The organism is Curvibacter sp. Hmag1.1 (genome assembly GCF_059769165.1).
Genome location: NZ_JBMBGX010000002.1, coordinates 385,851 through 409,374 on the forward strand (window position 1 = coordinate 385,851; position 23,524 = coordinate 409,374).

Consider the following 23,524-nt stretch of genomic DNA (forward strand, 5'->3'; position numbering starts at 1 on the left):
CCCTTATTGCAATTCAACCTGGATGCATCGGGCTTCGACCAGCCGCAACGCAAACATGGTTTCGCCGATTTGCACGGCCAGTGGCTCACGACCACCGGGCCCCCGTCGCAACAGTTGCAGAGGCTCCCCGGCGATAAAGCCAAGATCGGCCAAGCGGCGCAAAACAGACGCATGGATATCCACCGTGGCGGCCACCAAGCCTTGAACCACCGCACGCTGGCCGGGGGCCAGATCAGACAAAAACATAGTTGACCTCGGGAGAATCCGGCACACGCCAAAGCGACACCGGCACCAATCTAAATGAGATTGTACTTCATTTAGATTGGCAAGCTTCAGTCGTAAGCTATGACTGCGGCGCCCCCGGACGCTTGTGCGCGCCAGCTCGCAAGAGCCGCATCCGTGGGGTAGAACTTGGCACTTTCGCCCAAGTGCAATTCAGCCGCCGCCTGCTGGACGGCGGCGTCTTCACCGGCCTGACAGAGCAACTGCAAACGGACCGACAAGCCCCTCACGAGCTCGCCATGTTCGGTTTGCTCGCGCACGGCCGGAAACTCGCGCACCAATGCGGCAACGTCCGGCGTGCGGTTCTTGCTATCCAACTGCACGGGTACGCGCAGGTACTTGCCGAAGCGGCAGCGGGCCTGCTCCAGGCTCCAGATCTGTTGCACCGTGAGTTGCATGCCGCCCGAGAAGCGGTCCGGCATGGCCTTGCCCTCGACGATGATGAGTTCGTCGTCCTTGAGCAGGTCTTTGTAGGTGTTGAGCAAGGCTTCGCTGGCGCGTGCCTCGATCATGGCGGACTTGTCGTCCAGCTTGAACAAGGCGAGCTTGCCGCGCTGCCCGTTGATCACCCGCAGCTCGGTCACGATGCCGGCCAGCAACTGCGGCTCGCGCGAGTCCTGCAACTCTTCAATCGGACGCTTGGCAAACTTGCGGACTTCAGTCGCCACTTCGTCAAACAAATGGCCTGACAGATAAAAGCCCACCGCAGTCTTTTCCTGCGTGAGGCGTTCCTTGACGCCCCACGGCATGACTTCCACCAGATCAGGCTCCTGCGTGCTGGAGCCATGGTCATCATCCCCGCCCATGTCAAACAAGCCGACCTGATTGGCATTCGCCGCAGACGCAGCCGCAAATTCAAACGCCCGGTCCATGGACGCCACCAGCTCGGCCCGGTTCAGATGCAGGGTGTCAAAAGCACCTGCCTTGATCAGCGCTTCCACGCATCGCTTGTTCAGGCGGGTGCGGTCAACACGGCGGGCGAAGTCAAACAGACTCTTGAACGGCCCGGCCTCCTCGGTCGGCCCCCTGCCCTCGCGCGCGGCCACAATGGCCAGGATCGCTTGCTCGCCGGTGCCCTTGATGGCGCCCAACCCGTATCGAATCTCTTTGTTGGAGATAGGTTCAAAGCGGTAGTTGCCGCGGTTGATGTTGGGCGGCTCAAAGCTCAGGCCCATCTTCTCGGCGTCTTCAAACAGCACCTTGAGTTTGTCGGTGTCATCCATTTCCACCGTCATGTTGGCGCAGAAGAACTCGGCGGTGTAGTGCACCTTGATCCAGCCGGTGTGGTAGGCCAGCAAAGAGTAGGCAGCCGCGTGCGACTTGTTGAAGCCGTAGCCTGCGAACTTCTCCATCAAATCGAAAACCTCATCGGCCTTCTCTTCGGGGATTCCGTGGGTCTTGAACGCACCGGCGCGGAAAATGCCCCGGTGCTCGTCCATCTCCTCTTTCTTTTTCTTGCCCATGGCGCGACGCAACAAGTCGGCGCCACCCAGTGAATAGCCGCCCAGAATCTGGGCCGTCTGCATCACCTGCTCCTGGTAGACCATGATCCCGTAGGTCTCGGAGAGCATCTCGGCCACCGCAGGGTGCGGATATTCCACCTGCTCGCGCCCGTGCTTACGTGCCACGAAACTTGGAATCAGGTCCATGGGCCCCGGGCGGTACAAGGCGTTCAGGGCAATCAGGTCTTCCAGGCGGCTGGGCTTGGCGTCGCGCAACATGCCCTGCATGCCGCGGCTTTCAAACTGGAACACTGCTTCCGTTTTGCCTTCGCTGAACAGTTTGTAGACCTTGGGGTCGTCCAGCGGCAGGTTTTCATAGGCAAACTTTTCCTGCCCCGGATGGCGCTTGCGGATGAACTCGGCGGCAATTTCCAGGATGGTGAGTGTGGCCAGGCCCAAAAAGTCGAACTTCACCAGACCGATGGCCTCCACATCGTCCTTGTCGTACTGGCTCACCGCGGACTCGCTGCCGGGCTGCTGGTAGAGCGGGCAGAAGTCGGTGAGCTTGCCCGGCGCAATCAACACCCCCCCGGCGTGCATGCCGATGTTGCGGGTCATGCCCTCGAGCTTGCGGGCCATCTCCAGCAGGGTCTTGACGTCTTCTTCTTTGGCCTCGCGCTCCGCCAGAATGGGCTCGGCCTCGGTGGCGTAAACATATTTGTCGCTCTTCTTGCCATCGGTGGGTGGCAACTGCAGCGTGACGTTGGTGCCCGGCTTGTTGGGGATGAGCTTACTGATACCGTCACAGAAGGTGTAGCTCATGTCCAGCACACGGCCCACATCGCGCACCACACCGCGGGCAGCCATGGTACCGAAGGTGGCAATCTGGCTCACGGCGTCTTTGCCGTATTTATCCTTCACATAGTCGATCACCAGGTTCCGGTTGGTCTGGCAGAAGTCAATGTCGAAGTCAGGCATGGATACCCGTTCAGGATTCAGGAAGCGCTCAAACAGCAGGTTGTAGCGCAGGGGGTCCAGGTCGGTAATCTTCAGCGCATACGCCACCAGCGAACCCGCACCGGAGCCACGCCCCGGGCCCACCGGACAACCGTTGTTTTTGGCCCAGTTGATGAAGTCACCCACGATCAGGAAGTAGCCCGGGAAACCCATTTTCAAAATGGTGCCCAACTCAAACTCCAGGCGCTCCACGTAGCGCGGCATTTCGGCCTCGCGCTCCTGCTCGTTGGGGTAGAGGTGCACCATGCGTTCTTTGAGCCCCTCGAAGGAGGCGTATCGGAAGTACTCTTCCGGCGTCATGCGCTGGCCGTTGACCAATGGCGTGGGGAAGGCGGGCAACTGCGGCTTGCCCAGCACCAGCGTCAGGCTGCAGCGCTTGGCGATCTCCATGGTGTTGGCAATGGCAGACGGAATGTCGGCAAACAGCGCCTCCATCTGGGCTGCGCTCTTGAAGTACTGCTCGCGGGTGAAGCGGCGTACACGCTTGGGGTTGCTCAGAATCTCCCCATCGGCAATGCAGATGCGGGCTTCGTGCGCCTCAAAGTCGTCCTGCTCCGCGAACTGGATGGGGTGGGTCGCCACTACCGGCAGTTTCATGCGGGCGGCCAGCTTCACCGCAGCCACCACATGCGCTTCGTCGTCGGCGCGGCCCGCGCGCTGCAGCTCGATATAAAAACGATGCGGAAACACTCCCGCCAATTGCAGCGCCACATCGTGCGCGCGGGCGGTGTCGCCCTGCACCAGTGCCTGGCCCACCGGCCCGGCTTGTGCACCGGAGAGCGCAATCAGGCCTTCATTCAGCTCTTTGAGCCAAGCCATCTTGATGACGGCCTGGTTCTTCACCACGTTTTGCGTGAAGGCGCGGGCAATCAGCTCCGAGATGTTCAGGTAGCCCTGCTTGTTCTGCACCAGCAAAATGATGCGGGTGACGGCTGTGGCGTCGCCACCCAGGCCTTCGAGAACAATTTCTGCGCCTATGACCGGCTTGACGCCCTTGCCACGGCCGCCTTTGTAGAACTTGATCGCTCCGAACAGGTTGTTCAGATCCGTGATGGCCAACGCAGGCTGGCCGTCTTTGGCCGCCATCTTGATGACATCGTCGATCCGGGTGGTTCCGTCGACGACAGAAAACTCAGTGTGAAGGCGCAGGTGTACAAACATCCGGTCATTGTAGTTTTCGATTGACGGCAGACCTTGGGGAAGGGTCTGCTTCTGCGCCACAATGGAAGCACCGCATTGGTACGCTGAAAAAAGCTCTTCGAACCCCGTGACAAGCCATTTATTCAATCCGCATGGATCCGCCCTGGTCGAGCTCGCGCCCGGCATCTTGATTGTGCATATGCATGGCGACTGGAATGCCGAAATGCGGGCCCTGATTGCCGCCCAGATGAAGGAGCAGGTGACGGCCCTGAACGGCGCCGGTCCCTGGGGCATCATCAACCACATGCATGACACGCTGGTCTATGGGCAGGACATCTATGCCCAGACACGTGCAGACTACGCCAACCGCCCGGCCGGCTCCCGCCTCAAAGCGGTGGCCTTTGTGATCGCACCGCACGTGGAGGGAGCCTCATTGCTGCGCAGCCGGTTTGACACCCTGTTGGATGGCGTGATCGCCTCCCGCGTTTTTACCGACAGCCAAAGCGCCAAGGATTGGATACAGACCCAGCTGCAATTGCCGGATACCGCTGGCCCGGACGCAGGCAATTAAAATCAGACGGTGAACACCGTACTGAACATCTCTTCCTACAAATTTGTCCCGCTTCCGGATGCTGCGGCCTTGCGCGAGGTTTTGCTGGCCCGGGCACAGGCCCTGCAGCTCAAAGGCACCATTCTTCTGGCTGAAGAAGGCATCAACCTGTTTCTCGCCGGGCCGGCGGATGATGTACGGAGTTTTGTCAGCCAGCTCCAGCAAGACCCCCGGTTTGCGGATATCGCGCCCAAGGAAAGCTGGTCAGATACCCAGCCGTTCAAGAAAATGCTGGTGAAGGTCAAAGGTGAAATCATCCGCATGAACCACCCCACCATCAAGCCTGCCGATGGCCGCGCGCCCTCGGTGGCACCCGCCACCGTCAAACGTTGGCTGGACCAGGGGCATGATGACAATGGCCGCCCGGTGGTCACCCTGGATACGCGCAATGCCTTTGAAGTCGATGAAGGCACGTTCGATGGCGCCATCGATTGGCGCATCACCAAGTTCACCGAATTCCCGGACGCCTTCCGGGCGCACCTGGACGATCTCAAAGACAAAACCGTGGTCAGCTTTTGCACCGGGGGCATCCGCTGTGAAAAAGCGGCCATCCTGATGCGTGAAGAAGGCCTGGAGCACGTCTACCAGCTCGAGGGCGGCATCCTCAAATACTTCGAGGAAACCGACGGCAGTCACTACAAGGGCGGCTGCTTTGTATTCGATGAGCGCCGGGCACTCGGTGCAGATCTGCAGGCGACCGGCCTGCAGCACAACAGCGAAGCCTGAGCGGCTAGCGCTGCACCACCGGGTCGCCAGCGGACAGATTGGTGCGCTTGAGCCAGGCAAACACAGAGTCCACCGTCACGGTTTCTATGCGGTCGGAATAGCGCTTCTCATCCGGGTGGTCATCAAAGGCCACATTCGCCTTGGTCATGCGCGCTCCGAGGCGCACCAAAGGGGTGATCGTCAGGGTCGTAGGCTGGTAAGCGGCGCGCTGTAACCAGCTCTGCGCCTGAGCGCGGCTGGTCACCGGCTCTGCAGTGCCGGCCGTCATCGCAAAGGCCAGTGTTTCGATCGCCCACTGGTTGCTCTGCTGGTACTTTTCTGCCCACGGATACGCCACCATGTTGTAGCGCGGCTGGTGGAGCACCAGGGACTGCTGCGCATCCTGCAGCACTCTCAGCATCGCGGATTGGGCTTGCGGGCTGAGGACGACCCAGGCTGCTTCGTATTGCCAGAGGTCATCCAGAAAGAACTCGCCAAGCCCCTGCCGGTAGATGGCAGATTCCGCTGTGCCGCACAGATTGAGTTTGTGCAGCACCCGCCACACATGCCCGCCATCCGCGGTGTCCTGCCGGTACACAAACCCCAGGTGCGAGTAACGCACACCGTATTTGCTCAGGTCCTGCCCGGCGCGCGCCATGACTACCACCTTGGCTCCGCTGGCATCCAGGGCCTGTAGTGTCTTCCAGGCCAAGGTCATGGACTTCTCCACGATCTCAGGCTTCAGGTCCTGCGGCTCATTACAAGCGCGGCCGGCCTGTACCTGACCCGCAAAAGAAACAACCAGCAGGCCGGCAGCCAGGCAACGCTGCATGGAGCTCGGGCGGCTCACTGGCTGACGCGTTCGTTGTGCAACAGGGCCTTGCCGATTTCGTTGGGGATAAAGGCGATCACCTTGCCCGCAACGGACAACACCACGCCGGTGCTGATCACGCTGACAAACACGACTGTGCCCACGGCCGCAGAGGCACCGGAAGCTGCTTTGCCCGAGACCTCCACGCTGGCCCGCGCGCCATCGGACATACGCTCCAGCACATAGACCGTGCCCTTGGCAGAGGCCTCCACGCCCTTCACCACCAACACTGCTCCCGCCGTAGAAAACGCGACGGGAATGGCGACTACCGCACCCGCACTGGCCCCGACCACAGAAGCCACAGGCATGGCACTGATGGCACTGAACGCAGAAGCGTCAGTCTGTGAATAGGCATAAAAAGGCGTGCTAGCGCCCGCCAGAATTGCGCAAGCAGCTATTACTTTGGTAGCAAAGCGGATCTTCAAAACGGAACTCCAGTTGACTGAAAGCCCACAGCTTACGCAATTTTCCGGCGGACACAAAAAAGCCCGCCGAAGCGGGCTCAAGCTTTTCAGACCGGAGAAGTCTGAAAAACCTTAGGCCTTCAGCTTGGCGGCAATGGATGCCACGCGTGCGCCGTAGGCTTTGGCGGTGTCCAGATCGCCTTGGGGAATGTCTTCTGCAGGGCTGGTAGGACCGACTTGGGCCATCACGCCGGAGTTGGAACCGATACGGTTGATGGTGCCGTCGTTCATGGCAGGCTGGCCGACCCAGATCATGCCGTGCTGCTGAGACAGGGTGATGAAGTACTGGATGGTGGACAGCTTGTCACCGCTGGGGCTTGCAGAAATGGTGAAGCCGCCAGCCACTTTGTCTTTCCAGGCGGTGGTGAACCAACGCTTGCTGGATGCATCGGCAAACTTCTTGAACTGCCAAGAAGCCATACCCATGTAAGTGGGGGAACCGAAGATCACAGCGTCTGCCGCATCCAGAGTGGCCCACTGGGCATCGGTGATGTCGCCATTGGCGTCGATGGTGATCAGCTCGGCGCTGGCGCCTTCTGCCACGAATTGCGCTACTCGCTGGGTGTGACCGTAACCGGAATGGAACACGACTGCTACTTTTGCCATTTGTTAACTCCTAGGTAAAAAGACTCAAAGAAAGATGCCCGCAACTTGCGGACACCAGAAAAAAAATCAGGCTTCCAGATCAAAAACCAGGACTTCTGCATCCTGCGCCGCGTCCAGCACCAAGGTGCTTTCGGCGCTGAGCAACGCAGCATCACCGGTCTGCAGGGGCGTGCCGTTCACCGATACCGAACCGCGCAGCACCTGCACATAGCCCTTGCGGGCGGGGTCCAGCGCCAGGCTTGCTGCCTCGGCGCCATCCAACAAACCGCTGTACAGCTTGGCGTCGGCGTGAATCACCACGCTGCCCTCCGCACCATCCGGAGAGGCCACCAGCTTCAGGGTGCCTTGCTTGTCGGCTGCGGCGAATGTCTTTTGTTCATAGCTTGGCGGAATGCCGGTCACATTGGGCTCGATCCAGATCTGGAAGAAATGGGTCGTGTCGTTGGGGGCGTGGTTGAACTCGCTATGCATCACGCCGGTGCCTGCGCTCATGCGCTGCACATCGCCCGGTGGAATGCCTTTGACATTGCCCATGCTGTCTTTGTGCGCCAGGTTGCCCGACATGACGTAGCTGATGATCTCCATATCGCGGTGGCCATGCGTGCCGAAGCCGGTGCCGGGAGCGATGCGGTCTTCATTGATGACGCGCAGATTGCCCCAGCCCATGTGCGCGGGGTCGTAGTACCCGGCGAACGAAAAGCTGTGAAAAGACTTGAGCCAGCCGTGGTCGGCATAGCCTCTGTCCTGCGATTTGCGTACGGTCAACATGTGATGTGCCTCTGGTCTCGTATGGGTTGAACTTTAGGCCCCGGGCGCTCGATTTCCATCCATGCCGTTTGATGGCATCATTCAAAAAAACTCAACTTAATGGCATCGACCATGCAAACCGCGCGTGACTTCCTCACCCCCGACGCACTCTCCATGTTGCAGTCGATCGCAGAGGCTGGCAGCTTCGCCGCAGCCGCCCGCGAGATGGGCATGGTGCCTAGCGCCCTGACCTACCGGGTGCGCCAGATTGAAGACGCCTTGGACGTACTCTTGTATGACCGCAGCTCACGCCAGGCCAAGCTCACCGCGGCCGGGGCGGAGCTGCTGCGCGAGGGCGCTCGATTGCTGGAAGAAATTGACGCCGTGGCCAACCGTGTGAAGCGTGTGGCCACTGGCTGGGAGCCGCAACTGACCATTGCCATCGACACGGTGATTTCCAAACCGGTGGTTATGGAGCTGTGCGAGAGCTTTTTCAGCCAATCGCCCCCTACCCGCATTCGGATTCGGGAAGAAACGCTTTCCGGGACCCTGGAGGCGCTACTCACCGGGCAGGCCGACCTGGCCCTGGGTGTGGGCCCCGACTCTGCGCGCACTGCGGGCGTGCACAGCAAACCCTTGGGCAGCATGACTTTTGTGTATGCCGTGGCCCCCCACCACCCTCTGGCCGATGCCCCCGAGCCTTTGACCGATGACGTGATCCAGAAGCACCGCGCCGTGGCCGTGGCGGACTCCATCCAACGCGGAGCGGGCCAGACCTACGGCCTGCTCAGCGGCCAGGACGTCTTTACCGTGCCCACCATGCAGGCCAAGCTGGACGCGCAATTGCGCGGGCTGGGCGGCGGCAACCTGCCCCGCTGCATGGCCGATAGTTACATCACCACCGGCCGCTTGGTAGTCAAAAAAACAGAAAGACCCCAGCGCACGGTGCCGCTGCACTATGCCTGGCGCCTGTCCAAAACAGTGAATCAGGGCAATGCTTTGCAGTGGTGGCTGAATCAGCTGGAGAGTGAAACCACGCGGGCCGCACTGATATCGGAACACCGCACTTCATAAACGATTTACGCCCTGCAGCTGCGTGTATAAAGAGACCATTACAACTACTGGAGATTGCGCCCATGACAACATCCCGACACATAGCCATCGTGGGCGCCGGCATGGCCGCCATCACCTGTGCGCGCACCCTGGTCCAAGCTGGTCATACCGTCACCGTGTTCGAGAAAAGCCGTGGCCCCGGCGGACGCATGTCGACGCGGGAAAGCGCCTTCGGCACCTTTGACCATGGCGCCCAGTACTTCACGGTGCGGGATGCGCGTTTCACCCAGGCCTTGCAAACCACGCCCGGCCTGTGCCGTCCCTGGAGCGCCAACACCGTGCGTGTGCTGGACTCGCATGGGCGGGTAGCTGCTGCCGCCTTGCCCGGCCGCGATGCGCACTGGGTGCCAGCACCCGGCATGAACGCCTTGTTGCGCGCCTGGGCCAAGCCGCTGCTGGATGCAGGCCAACTCTTGGTGAACACCCGCGTGACGGCGCTGGAACAGGATTCCTTGCACAAAAAGAAATGGCAATTGCGCACCTCGGGTGATGCGGGTACCAACCACGTCTATGGCGGTTTTGACGAGGTCATTCTCGCCATCCCCCACCCCCAAGCCCAGGAGCTGCTGGCCACCACCCCCAAAGGCGCCGCGCTGGCCAAGAAAACCTCCAAAGTCTCCGTTGCTCCCTGCTGGACCCTGATGCTGGCCTACCCCCAAGCGGTGCAGCCCGGCCTCACTACCTTGGGCCCGCAGTGGAATGCCGCCCGCAGCACCCACCACCGCGTGGCCTGGTTGTCACGTGAATCCAGCAAACCCGGCCGCGGCAAGGTCGAGCGCTGGACGGTACAGGCCAGTGCAGCCTGGTCCCAGGAGCATTTGAACGACACCCCTGACCGCATTCAGGCCAAGCTGATCAAGGCCTTTGCCGAAATCACCGGCATCCGTGCCGAACCCGCGCACGCACAGGTGCACCGCTGGCTCTATGCCAAAACCGAAGCGCCCTTGGGCGAGAGCTTTTTGTGGGACAGCAAGTCCGGCATCGGCGTGTGTGGTGACTGGTGCATAGGCCACCGCGTCGAGGACGCGTTTGTCTCCGGCCTGGAACTCGCACTGAAAGTTGCTTAACTCCCGCACATTGAATGTGACTTACAGAGGGCGCTTTGCCCCCTCCCCCACGGGCCCGCTGCATGCGGGCTCTTTGCTTGCTGCACTGGCCAGCTGGCTGGACGCCCGCGCCCATGGCGGGCAATGGTTGGTGCGCATCGAAGACGTGGACACGCCACGCTGCGTGCCCGGTGCAGACCAATTCATCCTGCAGCAACTGGCCACTTGCGGACTGTTGCCCGATGAGACGCCCGTGTGGCAGAGCGCGCGTTTCGCTCTGTACCGCGACGCCCTGGACCAGTTGATTGCCAAGGACATGGCCTACCCCTGTGCGTGCTCGCGAAAAGACATTGCACTGGCGCGGGAAGCCCTGGGGGAAAGCAAGTCACGCCATGGCGAGTTGGTCTACCCCGGCACCTGCCGCGCGGGGCTGCACGGTCGCACCGGCCGTGCATGGCGATTCCGCACCGACCTGGCAGAAATCATGCAAAAACAGGTGCTAGCGCCCACGGAATATGCGCGAGCAGCTACGGAAATAATAGCAACTCCAAGCCCGAACTGGGAATGGACGGACCGGCGACTCGGTCTCCAATCACAGAGTTTGTCGGGCGAAGTGGGTGACTTTGTGCTGCTGCGGGCAGATGGCCTCTGGGCCTACCAGCTGGCGGTGGTGGTAGACGATGCGGCACAAGGCATCACCCACATCGTGCGGGGGGCCGACCTGGCCGACAACACGGTGCGCCAGTTGGCGCTTCAGGCGGCGCTGGGGCTTCCACCCGTGCAGTACTTGCACACGCCTTTGGAGCTGGGCACCAATGGCGAAAAACTGAGCAAGCAAAACGGCGCTGCCGCACTGGACCTCTCAGACCCGCTGGCTGCGCTCAATCGCGCTGCCAGCGCTTTGGGGATGCAACCCCAGGCCGGTGATGTCAGCGCAGCCCTGCTTCACTGGACAGGCGAGTGGCGCCTGCGCTTTCCCTGAGCGGGATCACATAGCCAATCACGCCAACAGCAAGGTTCCGCGCTTTTCGTCTTCCACGGTGAACTGCGCCATCTGACGCACCAGCTCGGCCGCTTGCTTCTTGAGGCCGGTGGCGGTATTGGCTATTTCTTCGACCAAGGCAGCGTTTTGCTGGGTAGCCTGGTCCATCTGGATGACCGCGTCACTGACCTGCGAGATGCCGTTGGACTGTTCCCGGCTGGCTGAGCTGATCTCAATCAGGATGTTGCTGACGCGCTGGGTGGCTTGCTGCATGTCGACCATGGTCAATCCGGCGTCTTCGGCCAGGGTCGAGCCTTGGGCCACCCGCTCCACACTGGCGTTGATGAGAGACTTGATTTCTTTGGCGGCTTCTGCGCTGCGCCCTGCCAGCGAACGCACCTCTGAGGCCACCACCGCAAACCCGCGACCTTGTTCGCCGGCGCGGGCGGCTTCCACCGCTGCATTCAAGGCAAGGATATTGGTCTGAAAGGCAATGCCTTCAATCACACTCACAATGCCGGCAATCTGGTGCGAGGAATCATTGATACCCCGCATGGTCTCTACGACCTGAGCAACCGCTGTACCGCCGCGCTGTGCAACCTCTGCGGCTTGCTTGGCCAGGAAGTCGGCTTGGGCAGCGGACTCGGCATTTTTATTGACCACCGCGGTCAGTTGCTCTATGGATGCCGCCGTTTGCTGAATGGCGCTTGCCTGGTTCTCAGTGCGCGCGGAGAGGTCCTGGTTGCCTTGCGCAATCTCGGAACTCGCATCAGACACGCTATCAGCCACGGTGCGAACGGAGGTGACTGTCTGGTTGAGGCCCGCGCGCATGGTTTGCAGGGCTGCTTGCAAAGTACCGAGGCTGTCGCTACGGCCCTCATCCATAGTGGTGCGGGTTGCGAGATCGCCATCAGCGATCAGCTTGGCCGCGCGGGTGCTTGCATGCACTGGCTTTTGGATGCTGGCCAACGCGAGCTGGTACACCAAGAGCGCAATGACAGCCGCTACGCAAGCGGTGATCAACATGGCCGCAACACTGACCTCATAGGTCTTCTCAAATTCCTTGATGGAACCCGCCGCAAAGGTGTTGCTTACCTCCACTGTGGCATCGACTCCGGCACGGTGCTCCAGATATTTCGCGTGCACAGCGCCCAATTGTGCGCGAGCGCTTTCAAGCTGACCGGCCACCACCGGCTCCACAATCTGCGAGCGGGCAGCCGCCACAAAAGCATTGGCAGCGGTGTGCTGGGCACCCAGGAGTTTGGACTCCAAGCCGAAAGGCGGATTCTTGGTCCAAAACTCTACGCGCTGCGCATACTCACCGGCAAGCTCCTCAAACCTCTTTTTTCCCTCCGCGCCCGTAAGGCTGCCATCCAACATCATGGAAAGGACCAAGCGCATCTCGATCAGATACAAGGGGGGCGGCAATATGTCTGCCACTACATCTTTGGCCACATAAACCTTGTTGGCCGAAGCATCCAGCTTATCGATGTAGTGATATCCCTGCGCTGCCACTGAAAGCGCCGCTGCTACCCCAATCGCACCCAGAATGGCCATGACCCAGCGTAAAGACTTGAGCATCCGTATCTCCTTCTTTCTTGTGTTTGATTGGCCAACGCTTCACCAAAATTGTGCGATTGAGTGCACACAAATCGGGAATATAGATCAAATACACTGATTTAGTGCATCGTTTTTGTTCTGAACATTTTTTCCCCAAGAACTACGCCCCACCCTTGGGCAGCAGGCCGGCATGCGCCATGGCCGAATGGGGTCCGCAGTATCTGGTGCTCCAAAACTATCTGCTATCAATTTAGAAGCTGCCTCCGCAGGCGCGCCGGGCGCTGGAGCACGAAATGATGCCAAAGGCCGGGTGGTACGGGAGGTTGGCATCGACAAGGACTAGACCACAGCACACATCGTCTTGGCCTGCCTAGCTTCAACCTTATGAGCAGTAGGGCACTAAACCCCGGGGCAGACGCGCTGCCGGGGCAAGCCAAGTGCTCAGGCCAGCAACAAATTGCCGCGCCTTTCGTCTTCCACGGTGAACTGTGCCATCTGACGCACCAGCTCGGCCGCCTGCATCTTGAGGCTGCTGGCAGCGGCGGCGATTTCTTCCACCAGTGCGGCGTTCTGTTGGGTGACCTGGTCCATTTGCATGACCGCATCGCCCACCTGCGAAATACCGCTGGACTGTTCCTGGCTGGCAGAGCTGATCTCCGCCAGGATGTTGCTCACACGCTGGGTTGCTTGCAGCATGTCCGCCATGGTGGCGCCGGCGTTGTCTGCCAGGGCAGAACCATGGGCCACGCGCTCCACGCTTGCACCGATCAAAGCCTTGATCTCTTTGGCCGCTTCGGCACTGCGACCGGCCAACGAGCGCACTTCAGACGCCACCACGGCAAAACCACGGCCTTGTTCACCGGCTCTCGCCGCTTCCACTGCCGCGTTCAGGGCCAGGATGTTGGTCTGGAAGGCAATGCCCTCGATCACGCTGACAATGCCCGCAATCTGGCGGGATGATTCATTGATGCCGCGCATGGTCTCCACCACCTGCTCGACGGCCGCCCCGCCACGCTGAGCGACATCAGCCGCTTGTTTGGCAAGTATGTTGGCCTGCGCTGCAGACTCGGCGTTCTGGTTGACGACCGCGGTCAGCTCTTCCATGGAGGCCGCAGTTTCCTGCAGGGCACTCGCCTGGCTTTCTGTACGGGCAGACAGGTCGTGGTTGCCCTGTGCAATTTCAGAACTGGCGTTCGCAACGCTGTCAGCCACACCACGAACCGTAGACACCGTGCTGTTCAGGCCCGTGCGCATGGTCTGGAGAGCATCCTGCAAAGCGCCCAAGCTGTCCGTCCGGCCTTCATCCAATGCGACATGCGTTGCCAGATCTCCTGCAGCGATCAATTTGGCTGCCTGCGTACTGCCACGCACCGGCTTCTGGATGCTGGCCAACACCACGCGGTACACCACAAAGACAATCGCACCCGCAACCAAAGCCGTAACCAGCATGGCTCCGGTACTGAAACTATGGGTGTCGTCAAAGTCTTTCATCGTGGCAGCGGCGAATGCATTGCCTTCCGTCACCGTGGCATCCACGCCCGCGCGATGCTCCATGTAAAGGCCATGCACCGCGGCGAGGTTACCCTTGGCGACATCCATCTGGCCCGCGACCACCGGCTCCACAATCTGGCTGCGCGCCGCGGCAATAAAGGCTTTGGCTGCCGTGTGCTGGGCACCCAGCAATTTGGCCTCCAAGCCGAAAGGCGGGTTTTTTGTCCAGTAGTCGACGCGCTGGGCGTATTCGGCGGCCAGTTCGTCAAAACGCTTTTTGCCATCCGCCGCGTTCAGGCTCCCGTCCATCATCATCGAGAGCACCAAGCGCATCTCGATCAAGTACATGGGAGGCGGAAGGATGTCGGCCACCACATCCTTGGCCACGTAGACCTTGTTGGCCGAGTCGTCCAGCTTGTTGATGAAGTGATACCCCTGGGCCGCCACTGCGAGGGCAGCTGCAACACCAATCGTGCCCAAAAGGGCCATGACCCAGCGTAATGACTTGAACATTCAAAACCCCTTCAGTGTTAACCCTGACAAGCTTGAAGACCATTGCAATAGTGCGCCTATGTGCGGAAACACACAATGACAAAATATATCATATTAAATATATTGAACATAATTTTTGTTAAAAACATTTTTCACAATGAAATAAGTTCAGTGTTTTGAAAAAACGTTAGGCCGCCAACCAGACTGCCTACAATGCAGGCCCTGCTTCCCCTTCCAGCGCGCCGCCATGACGACCCCCCATTCCGCTTCTCCCGACACTCCCAATGCAGCCTCCCAGCCTGAGGAAGCAGCCAAGCCCTTCATGCGGACCATCAAGAGTTTTGTGAAGCGCGCCGGACGTATGGGCAGCGGGCAGGAACGCGCCATGGCCGAGTTGGGCCCCCAGTTTCTGGTGCCCTACCAGCCATCCGCTATCAATTTCGAAGCGGTCTTCGCAGGCGCGGCGGGCGCTGAAGCCCCGAACGAAGCCAAACGCCCGGTGGTGCTGGAAATCGGCTTCGGGATGGGCGAAGCTACGGCACAGATCGCCCTGACCCTTCCGGGTACCAACTTTTTGTGCTGTGAGGTGCATGAGCCCGGCGTGGGCGCCCTGCTCAAGCGCATCGGCGAGCACAACATCCCCAACATCCGTATCTGCAACCACGATGCGGTGGAAGTCATTGACCATATGCTTCCGCTGGCCAGCCTGAACGGCGTGCACATCTTCTTCCCCGACCCCTGGCACAAGACCAAGCACAACAAGCGCCGTCTGATCCAGTCGCCTTTGGTTGCCAAGTTGGCAGCCCGCCTCAAGCCGGGGGGCTATCTGCATGCCGCCACCGACTGGCAGCCTTATGCGGAGCAGATTCTGGAAGTGCTGAGTGCAGAGCCCAAGCTCAAGAACCGCGCCCTGCCCGAGCACCCCGAACTGGCCGGCTATGCACCCAAACCGCACTACCGGCCGTTAACCAAATTTGAAAACCGCGGCATCAAGCTGGGCCACGGGGTATGGGACGTGGTGTTCGAGCGCGTCTAAGCACTTAGGCCTGGGTGGGACTATTTAACAGCAGGCCCTCGCCATGGCGCGCATCCGGCCCCTTGCACCTGCGGCACGCCATGGGGTGCGCCCCAGCTGCGTCGTGGTAACGCCAGGGCCTTGGACAGATCTGTTCGATTTTTTTTGCCAACGCTTTCCCTCAGTGCCGGCAAGCACGTGGCAAGCTCGGTTTGCGTCTGAAGACATCATCGACGCTGACAACCAAGCAGCCCGCCCCACTGACGCTGCGACGGCGGGCAGGCGCCTTTACTACTTCCGCGATGTGCCGGATGAACCCATCATTCCCTTTCAGGAAGAAGTGATCTGGCAGGACGAACATCTGCTGGTGGTGGACAAGCCGCACTTTCTGCCTGTGGTGCCCAGTGGCAAGCATGTACGCGAGACCCTGCTTGCCCGCCTGCAGCTGCGTTTGAACCTGCCTGACCTCTCGCCCGTCCACCGTATCGACAAAGACACCGCGGGATTGGTGATGTTTACCACTCAACCCGCTGGTCGCAACGCCTACCAGGCCCTGTTCCGCGAACGGCGTGTGAGCAAAACCTACGAATGCATAGCCCCTTGGAAGCCGGGCCTTGTCTGGCCGGTGCACCGCGAAAGCCGCATTGGCGACGCAGAGCACTTCATGCAACAAGCCGAAGTACCGGGCGAGGTGAATGCCATCACCGACATCGAGCTATTGGAAGTAGCGGGCGATTGGGCCCGGTACGCGCTACGCCCGCTGACCGGACAACGCCACCAGCTGCGGGTACACATGCATGCACTGGGGTTGCCCATCTTGTTTGACGGCATCTACCCGGTGCTGACTCCAGAAGGCACTAACGACTACCGCCGTCCCCTGCAACTGCTGGCCCGCACTCTGGAGTTCGTCGATCCACTCAGCGGAGAACAGCGCAGGTTTGAGAGCAGGCGCACGCTCATGCCGCTGGAAGAAGTGCCTCCAGCGCGTTGACATCGACCTCATCGCGTTGAGCCGGCAGCATGAATTTTTCGGCAAAGGTCTGCCAGATACCACTGCGCAAGAAGTAACGGAAAAGTTCAGCATCAATGTGCTGGTCCTTGGCCATAAAAGCCATGATGCGCAACGACTCCGACACGGTTTTGGCACTCTTGTAGGGGCGATCGGCTGCCGTCAATGCTTCAAATATGTCAGCCAACGCCATTACGCGGTCAGGCAAGGAGAGCTGTTCTGCAGTCAGCTTGCGCGGGTAGCCCCGGCCATCCAGCTTTTCGTGGTGATTGGAAGCTATTTCCGGGACGCGGGCCAGGTGTTGCGGCCACGGCAAGCTTCGCAACATGACCAGCGTTTGCACGATGTGGTCATTGATCTTGAAGCGGTCTTCCTCCGTCAGGGTGCCCCTGCGGATGCCCAGGTTGTAGAGCTCGCCCATGTTCTGTGCGTTGGCAGGCAATGCCATGTCAAAGCCATGCACATTGGCCGGGTTACCTTTTTCCACCGCCGGTTTGCGCGAGCCCCAAGGCACCACATGTTCAGGCAAATCAGCCAACAAAAGCTCGCGGGCCGGCAGGTCGCCCGGCACATCTCCCATACGCCGCAACTCCTCGGCTGCCAAACCGGCCCGCTTGTCAAAGTGGCGCATCCACGGAGTGGCCGCGATCTCTTGCAAGCGGGTGAGGTCCGCATCGGCCATGAACTCACCGCCCACGTTACAACGGGCCACGAAATAGAAGTCATCAATCAGCTGCGCACGGGTAGCCGCCAAATGGTCCGCAACTCTATCCGCATCCCCACCCGCCAGCACCCCTTTCAGGGAGGCTATTTCCGCATCACGCCAGAGCACTTCAAAGCGCATCCGCACTTCGTGAATCCGGTTGTAGATCGTCTCAAGCTTGGTCGCTTTGTCAATGATGTGCTCCGGACTGGTGACTTTGCCGCAGTCATGCAGCCAGGCCGCCAGGTGGAACTCGTAACGTTGCTCTTCGGTCAAGCGGAAGTTCGCATAAGGCCCGCTATGTTCAGCTGCGAGGCTATCCACCAACATGCCAGCCAGGCGCGGCACACGCTCGCAGTGTCCACCGGTGTAGGGACTTTTGGCATCGATGGCGCCTGCCATCAGCTTGATGATGGCATCCAACAATGCTTTCTGCGATGCCAACAACTGCCGGGTTTCAATGGCCACGGCGAGGCTGCCCGATAGCTTGCGAACGAACTCGGCAAACGCGGGCGCTGAGTGACGCTCGTCGGCAGCATGTTGCACCACCAACAAGCCTTCGAGGCTTCCGGTCCTGCCGCGCAACTCTTGCTGCAACACCGGGGAACCGGATGGGGACATGCCCGATGAGTCGGAGGGATCAGCTGGCGGGTAGGTCATTGCGATCTCAGAAAAACCGATCACGTTTCCTTGGCGGGCCGCCTGAATCATCTGTTGCTGTTTGCCATCCCACAAATACACCGCACCACCCATACAACGGGTTGCATGCACTAGTTGTTTCAGCACCTTGGCGAGCATGTCTTCCACATCCCGCTCGCTGGCCATGGTGTGGGAAATCTCCAGAAAGGTCTCAATGGTCTGCCCGGTATCGTTCAGGGCGGCAGCCAGGCGGTTCACCTCGAGAACCCAGCTGTCCCGCTCCTGCTGATCATGAAAATCGAAGCCGACCATACGTGCAGCCTTCGATGTCAATCGGTCCAAGCTTCTGCCGATCGTGGCTCCCGCCAGCCAGCCCAAGGGGAGTAAGGCCAAAACGACTACACCGATCAATATCCCGAGATTGCGCCTTTTCTGTCTCAAATCCCCCAGCAGGTCATCGCTGGGGGCGGTGACCAACAATTGGTGTTCCTCGCCCCGCCATCCATTGAACGGAAGCACCACGCCCAACCACTCTACTCCGCCGACATCAAACAAGGCCACCTGTCCTGAACGTGGTTGAAGCGACTGCAATGCAGCCAACGCGGGCACACCGGCCTCGGCCACAGAGGAGAAACGGATCTTGTCGCCATCTCGCTGCAGCACCTTGCTCATGTCGGGATACGCCAGCACCGTGCCTTGTTTGTCGACGAGTGCCAGTTCGGCATGGGGCGACATGCGCAGCCCTTCCATGCTCTTAGCGAGGTCGTCCAGAACCACATCGATGCCGAACACCGAGCCTCCCGAAGCGCCACTGCGGCTCATGGACAGACCCAATTGGCGTGTGGAGAAGAAAACATAGGGAAGCGAAGTCTGCGTTTCCGACGTGTGCCGGGCTTCTTGAAACCAGCCACGCGTTCTCGGGTCAAACCGGTACTCCGCTTGGACGCGGCGCTGGATCAGCCGCAGGGAAGCGGTATAGAAAAGGTATTCCCCGCGAACTTGCCCCGATGGCGTCCGTTCAATGCTTTGCACCAGGAAATTGGACATCGGTGGCGCATCAAAAAGCTTGCGCACATCGGGCGTGTCCAGCGGCCGAACCAGGAAGAATTCTCCGCTGTCATAGCCCACGTAGATGGCCGACGCCAAAGGGTTTCCAGCCAGTACATCCGCCAGCGTTTGCAGGCGTTGCAAGCGCTGCTCCAAGGTCTTTGCGGACGCCAATGAACTCGTTGACAACAAGTGCAGAGTCACCTGGGCCGGCTCCAGCATGCGGTAAGACTTTTCAGTGATCAGCTTGCCGGCGTCAACAGCGCTGCGGGAGGCCGTATCCAACAAACTTTGCCGAGCACCTTGCCAACCCACACTGATGATCAGCGCTGCCAGCACCAGCATGGAAAGAACCACCGCCGAAGCTATTGACAAGCGGATGGGCAAGCCGAGATGGGCTGTCGCTTGCGGCAGGTTGAGACCTGACTCATGGCTCTTGTCGCCCGGCGATAAACCTCGTGGATCCGGCATGCCCGCTCCCTGTTTTGCCTTTATGAACCAAGAGAATAAAACAGAAACAATACACATGTTCCTGTTTGACACTCATGGTTTGGGGTGGCTCGTATTCTCTGAAGCTTGTGCGTCGGGCTTGATGCCATTGCGCAGGGCGTCCGCCTGCCTCTGGGCTTGGTAGGCTTTTTGCGCGGCATAGGCCTGCAGAGTGGCCAAGGTAGCAGCTGACGGTGCGGCGCCAGCCGGCGAGGCTCGCATCAAGGCCTCAAAGCTTTGTCGATAGGGTTGAACCACTTCTGCATCCATCCGACCCGCGATAGATTCAAATGATGCTTCATTATTTTGAACATCATTCAAAATTACATTCCAGTGTTCATTAATTCGCTCATCGTCTGACATGAACCGCTGGATGCTTTGACGAACCTTCACTTCTTCGCCCAATCGATACGCAGGTTCGGGCAAAACCAATCCCAATAGGGCGATTGAGGAAATCAACACCACCGCAGACAGCCAGGGCCGAACACCGGCGACAGGGCTGAAAGCGGTCCATGGCTGGAGCAGAAATCCTGCCCACAACATGCCGGCCACCAAACCTCCACCATGGGCTGCGTTGTCAATGCCGGGCATAAACCAACCCAAGGCGAGCATCAGCACAGAAAAGCCCAGAGCCCCACCAAAGAGCCACCGGAACTCCCCGGCTTCCACCTGTTTACGCTCGACCCACAAAAACACCAGCAAAGCCCCATAGAGGCCGAACACCGCGCCCGAAGCACCACCGGACACTGCGCGATTGCCCTGCACCACCAAGGACAGCAGGTTTCCGCACACCCCGGCACCAAGGTAGAGCGCGGCGAAGCGCCAGCGCCCCAACAAAGTTTCCAGCAAGCGACCGATGTCCCACAGCGCCCACATGTTCACCGCCAAGTGCCACACACCGAAGTGGATGAACATGGCACTCAACAGACGCCACCATTGACCGTCTTGGGTAGCAGGGGCGAAATTCGCGCCCCAATCCAACTGCACCCCGTTGACTGCATGCCACCAGCCGCCTCCAGCCAACGCGATCGCCAGAAAGACCATCACATTCAGCACCATGAGACCCGCCGTCACCGGAGCCTCACGTGCGGGCGCGCGCATCAGGTCTGTCAGTGCGGGAGGGGGAGACATGGAAACATCAAACGGCATAAGTGGCACAGTCTACCGAGCAGCCAACTCGGGATTGGCTTATCGCCCGAAAGGTGCGGCCAGAGGTTCACCGACCAACACCCCTTGCGCCGGCCACGCCACACTGCGCCAATAGGCCTCCAGCGCGGTGGAGCCTTGCAAATAATTCAACAGCAACGCTTGGGGGTGGGGAAACTTCTGCCAATGGTTGCAGGGTTCGCTCACCGTGCCATAGCTGGCAGTGGCGCCAGCTTCCAGCCATTCCAGTGCCGTCATCTGCCCGGATGTGTTGGAGAGCTGGCCACCGAATGATGTCAGGTGGTCTGCCAGGGCACCGGGCAGCCAGTCAATGTTGGCAGGGTTTTCCACCCGCACTGCACCGGTCTGGAAGAGCACCACGCGGCCCGGCAGCTCCCCCTTGTCCGGCTGCACCCTGAGCTGTGCCCCCAGCGGCAGCATGGGGTCCGGCTGACCCATGGATGGCATGGGTGGATACCACGCCGCGCGCACGTTGCGGGCGGCATCCGCCGTGCGCAAGAACACCATGCTGGCAGGCGGCACGCCCCGCTTACCCAGTTGCCGATCAGAGGCCACGCCGCGATCGATCAGCGCTATCCCACTCGCCACGGTTTTGCCAGCCAGCAATATGCTGGGGCGCACCCCAAAATCAGTAAACGGCCGGACGCTGGCTTGGTTGAACAGAACCGACGGCGGACTGGGCGCACAGGTCTGACCGCAAAGCTCAGGCACGAAGCCAAGCGTCAAAGCAGACGTGATGGAGTTGCACTCCACGGCATACGGCTGCGTCCAGGCCAGCGCCAAGGCCTGCACCTTAGGCCCCATTGCGGATTTTATTTCCAGAGAGAGCGCTTCAAACTCTGCAACATTCAGCGAGGCTTTCACCGGCATGGCCAGACGCAGCACCTGCTCAGCAGGTATGCCGCGCTGGCGGGCATAGTGCTCACCCACGGCCACGGAGTAGGGGTCGTTGATGTTGATAATCAGCCCGATGTCTGCGGCGCCTAAATGCCCACCCACCCGTGGCACGCTAATCCACACCGGTTTGGCAGGCGAGCCCGTTTGTGCGGTGACGGGGGCGGCCGTCGCACACAGCATGAGACTGGCACAGAATGCAAGTCGCCCCAATGCTTTCAGATCAAACCAGTTTCGCATCCAGCCAGCCCCGCAGGCTGTTGATAAAGGCCATGCCCTGCACTTGCGGCAGTTGCTCCACCCGCACCACCTGCTCTTTCAGGCGCCCCTGTGACAACAGCACTTCGCGGCCCACGCCGGGCAACATGCCGCAGGACAAGGGTGGCGTGAACCACTGTCCATCAAGCAGGAAAGCGATGTTGCCGCGCGTGCACTCGGTCACTTCGCCTTGCGGGTTAAAGAGAATGGTGTCAAAAACTGCCGGGTCGCTCGGCGTGAAGGCGTCGTAATGGGCGCGGCGGGTAGTCTTGAAACGCACGAACTCGCCATGGGCTTCCTCCAACGGACGATCCGCCAGCTGCAGCGTCACCGGCACGGGAGTATCTGCCAGCGCGAACGCGTGGGCCGTGCATTGACCATCCGGCTGCAACAGCAAGCGAATACGCCACGCGCCGGCGGGATGTGATTGCACCACGCCTGCCAATGTCTGCGCGGCTTGCCCCTCATTCCACACAAAGCCAAAGTGGGCTGCCGCCCCTGCCATGCGTCGCAGATGCAAGGCCAGGTTGTGTACTACGCCATCGCGGAGTGCCAAGGTTTCCAGCAGCTCAAAGGGCTGGCTGGCCCTCTCCAGAAACATGCGCTTGCTGCGCCATTCCTGCCATTCGCCCTCGGCCTGTGCATCAAAGGTAATGCCGCTACCAATACCGCAACGCGCCTCGCCGCCACGCACAGTGACCGTACGAATGGGCACATTGAAGGTCGCGTGGCCACCCGGGCGCACCACGCCCACCGCGCCGCAATAGACCCCGCGCGCATCCGGCTCCAGTGCATTGATCTGGCGCATGGCCTGTACCTTGGGCGCGCCGGTGACCGAGCCGCAGGGAAACAGCGCTGCAAACACGTCCCACAGGCGCGTACCTTCGCGGGTGGTGGCGACCACATCTGAGGTCATCTGCCACACGGTGGGCAGCGCCTCCAGGTGAAACAAGCGCGGAACCTTGACACTGAAGGGCTGCGCCACACGGGAGAGGTCGTTGCGGATCAAGTCCACAATCATCACGTTCTCGGCAAGCTCTTTGGGGGTGCTGCGCAAGCGCTCCGCGTTGTCCGCATCCTCCTGCGGGTTGGCGCCCCGGGCCGCGGTGCCCTTCATGGGGCGACTCAAAATGCGCTGACCATCCCAGTCGAAAAAAAGCTCAGGCGACACCGATAACACCTGTTCATCGCCGGTATCGACAAAGGCGCCATAGGCTCGCGGTTGCGAGCGACGTAAAGCCGCGAAGTAGGTCCAGGCACTGTCTACCGAGTTTGATGAAGGCGAAGCTGGAAACGGTGCCTCAAGCTGCGCGGTGTAGTTCAACTGGTAGAAGTCACCGGCTGCAATGGCCTCGTGGATGCGCGCCATGTTGGCGTCAAACGTCTCGCGGCGGATGCGCGGGGTCCAGGCCACATGCGGCTCAGGCCCGGTAGGCTGCTGCACCTCGGCATCCGCCAAGGGCTGCGCATGCACACCGAACCACACCAACGGCCCTTCGGCCGCATGAACTTGCAGCGCAGCATCAAAAGCCGGGGCTGCTTCGTAGCGCACATAGCCCACACACCACAGGCCTTGGCGGCTCAGTGCATCCACCTGCTCCAGGACGGGCCGCACCTCGGCTAGCGTGCGGGCTACCAGCACCTGCTGCGGCTCACCAAAGGCGAGACGCTTCGGGGGCTGGCCTGCGTGGTAGGGGTCGCCGAACTCCAGCAGCGCGCGGGGAATCGTCATGGG

19 protein-coding genes are annotated in these 23,524 nt (G+C 60.4%); 7 read left to right on the plus strand and 12 right to left on the minus strand.

The features are described 5' to 3' along the window. Positions 1 to 3 precede the first annotated feature (3 nt). Together ACOAP0_RS02265 and dnaE are read right to left on the minus strand one after the other, a co-directional pair. Positions 4 to 246: a FeoA family protein gene (locus tag ACOAP0_RS02265; protein WP_498375769.1), complete on the minus strand. Its 243-nt coding sequence runs from the start codon at positions 244 to 246 to the stop codon at positions 4 to 6. 86 nt (positions 247 to 332) lie between these two features. Continuing rightward, complete coding sequence (gene dnaE, locus ACOAP0_RS02270; RefSeq protein WP_498375768.1) at positions 333 to 3,902, minus strand: DNA polymerase III subunit alpha; 3,570 nt, start codon at positions 3,900 to 3,902, stop codon at positions 333 to 335. Positions 3,903 to 4,008: 106 nt separating this feature from the next. Between dnaE and ACOAP0_RS02275 the strand changes: the two genes are divergently transcribed. Further along, positions 4,009 to 4,452 carry a hypothetical protein gene (locus tag ACOAP0_RS02275; protein ID WP_498375767.1) on the plus strand — a complete coding sequence of 148 codons (444 nt, stop codon included), beginning with the start codon at positions 4,009 to 4,011 and terminating at the stop codon, positions 4,450 to 4,452. Positions 4,453 to 4,461: 9 nt separating this feature from the next. Next, on the plus strand, positions 4,462 to 5,217 hold the full coding sequence (locus tag ACOAP0_RS02280) for a sulfurtransferase (RefSeq protein ID WP_498375766.1): 756 nt from the start codon (positions 4,462 to 4,464) through the stop codon (positions 5,215 to 5,217). Between the two features lie 4 nt (positions 5,218 to 5,221). Here the strand turns inward: ACOAP0_RS02280 and ACOAP0_RS02285 are convergent, their stop codons facing one another. The 4 genes from ACOAP0_RS02285 to ACOAP0_RS02300 form a co-directional block, all read right to left on the minus strand. After that, entirely contained in the window at positions 5,222 to 6,028 is an 807-nt protein-coding gene (locus ACOAP0_RS02285; RefSeq protein WP_498375765.1) for a DUF2145 domain-containing protein, read from the minus strand. A 14-nt stretch (positions 6,029 to 6,042) separates the two neighbouring features. Beyond that, positions 6,043 to 6,492, minus strand: a complete 450-nt coding sequence (locus tag ACOAP0_RS02290) for a hypothetical protein (protein ID WP_428984456.1) — start codon at positions 6,490 to 6,492, stop codon at positions 6,043 to 6,045. 111 nt (positions 6,493 to 6,603) lie between these two features. Continuing rightward, positions 6,604 to 7,137: a flavodoxin family protein gene (locus ACOAP0_RS02295; RefSeq protein ID WP_087494300.1), complete on the minus strand. Its 534-nt coding sequence runs from the start codon at positions 7,135 to 7,137 to the stop codon at positions 6,604 to 6,606. 66 nt (positions 7,138 to 7,203) lie between these two features. Further along, positions 7,204 to 7,905: a pirin family protein gene (locus tag ACOAP0_RS02300; RefSeq protein WP_498375764.1), complete on the minus strand. Its 702-nt coding sequence runs from the start codon at positions 7,903 to 7,905 to the stop codon at positions 7,204 to 7,206. A 111-nt stretch (positions 7,906 to 8,016) separates the two neighbouring features. Between ACOAP0_RS02300 and ACOAP0_RS02305 the strand changes: the two genes are divergently transcribed. The 3 genes from ACOAP0_RS02305 (at position 8,017) to gluQRS (ending at position 11,025) form a co-directional block, all read left to right on the plus strand. After that, positions 8,017 to 8,958 carry a LysR substrate-binding domain-containing protein gene (locus ACOAP0_RS02305; protein ID WP_087494302.1) on the plus strand — a complete coding sequence of 314 codons (942 nt, stop codon included), beginning with the start codon at positions 8,017 to 8,019 and terminating at the stop codon, positions 8,956 to 8,958. Between the two features lie 62 nt (positions 8,959 to 9,020). Continuing rightward, positions 9,021 to 10,064 carry an NAD(P)/FAD-dependent oxidoreductase gene (locus tag ACOAP0_RS02310; RefSeq protein WP_498375763.1) on the plus strand — a complete coding sequence of 348 codons (1,044 nt, stop codon included), beginning with the start codon at positions 9,021 to 9,023 and terminating at the stop codon, positions 10,062 to 10,064. Between the two features lie 10 nt (positions 10,065 to 10,074). After that, positions 10,075 to 11,025, plus strand: coding sequence for a tRNA glutamyl-Q(34) synthetase GluQRS (gene gluQRS, locus ACOAP0_RS02315; protein ID WP_498376108.1), 951 nt, complete (start codon positions 10,075 to 10,077; stop codon positions 11,023 to 11,025). 18 nt (positions 11,026 to 11,043) lie between these two features. On the opposite strand, the gene ACOAP0_RS02320 is transcribed toward gluQRS, so the two are convergent. Both ACOAP0_RS02320 and ACOAP0_RS02325 read right to left on the minus strand, forming a co-directional pair. Next, positions 11,044 to 12,606, minus strand: coding sequence for a methyl-accepting chemotaxis protein (locus ACOAP0_RS02320; RefSeq protein WP_498375762.1), 1,563 nt, complete (start codon positions 12,604 to 12,606; stop codon positions 11,044 to 11,046). A gap of 420 nt (positions 12,607 to 13,026) precedes the next feature. Further along, positions 13,027 to 14,589, minus strand: coding sequence for a methyl-accepting chemotaxis protein (locus ACOAP0_RS02325; protein WP_498375761.1), 1,563 nt, complete (start codon positions 14,587 to 14,589; stop codon positions 13,027 to 13,029). A 226-nt stretch (positions 14,590 to 14,815) separates the two neighbouring features. On the opposite strand from ACOAP0_RS02325, the gene trmB reads away from it, so the two are divergent. Then, positions 14,816 to 15,604 carry a tRNA (guanosine(46)-N7)-methyltransferase TrmB gene (trmB, locus tag ACOAP0_RS02330; protein ID WP_498375760.1) on the plus strand — a complete coding sequence of 263 codons (789 nt, stop codon included), beginning with the start codon at positions 14,816 to 14,818 and terminating at the stop codon, positions 15,602 to 15,604. Positions 15,605 to 15,647: 43 nt separating this feature from the next. Beyond that, positions 15,648 to 16,574 carry a pseudouridine synthase gene (locus tag ACOAP0_RS02335; protein ID WP_498375759.1) on the plus strand — a complete coding sequence of 309 codons (927 nt, stop codon included), beginning with the start codon at positions 15,648 to 15,650 and terminating at the stop codon, positions 16,572 to 16,574. On the opposite strand, the gene ACOAP0_RS02340 is transcribed toward ACOAP0_RS02335, so the two are convergent. From ACOAP0_RS02340 to pabB, 4 genes are all read right to left on the minus strand, one after another. Further along, positions 16,540 to 19,452, minus strand: a complete 2,913-nt coding sequence (locus tag ACOAP0_RS02340) for an HD domain-containing phosphohydrolase (RefSeq protein WP_498375758.1) — start codon at positions 19,450 to 19,452, stop codon at positions 16,540 to 16,542. The two genes, ACOAP0_RS02335 and ACOAP0_RS02340, sit on opposite strands and share 35 nt — an antisense overlap. A gap of 72 nt (positions 19,453 to 19,524) precedes the next feature. After that, positions 19,525 to 20,601, minus strand: coding sequence for a rhomboid family intramembrane serine protease (locus tag ACOAP0_RS02345; RefSeq protein ID WP_498375757.1), 1,077 nt, complete (start codon positions 20,599 to 20,601; stop codon positions 19,525 to 19,527). A gap of 57 nt (positions 20,602 to 20,658) precedes the next feature. Next, positions 20,659 to 21,771 carry a TIGR03790 family protein gene (locus ACOAP0_RS02350; RefSeq protein WP_498391297.1) on the minus strand — a complete coding sequence of 371 codons (1,113 nt, stop codon included), beginning with the start codon at positions 21,769 to 21,771 and terminating at the stop codon, positions 20,659 to 20,661. Next, positions 21,755 to 23,521, minus strand: a complete 1,767-nt coding sequence (pabB, locus tag ACOAP0_RS02355; RefSeq protein WP_498375755.1) for an aminodeoxychorismate synthase component I — start codon at positions 23,519 to 23,521, stop codon at positions 21,755 to 21,757. Before pabB ends, ACOAP0_RS02350 begins: the two co-directional genes overlap by 17 nt. Between the last annotated feature and the right edge of the window lie 3 nt (positions 23,522 to 23,524).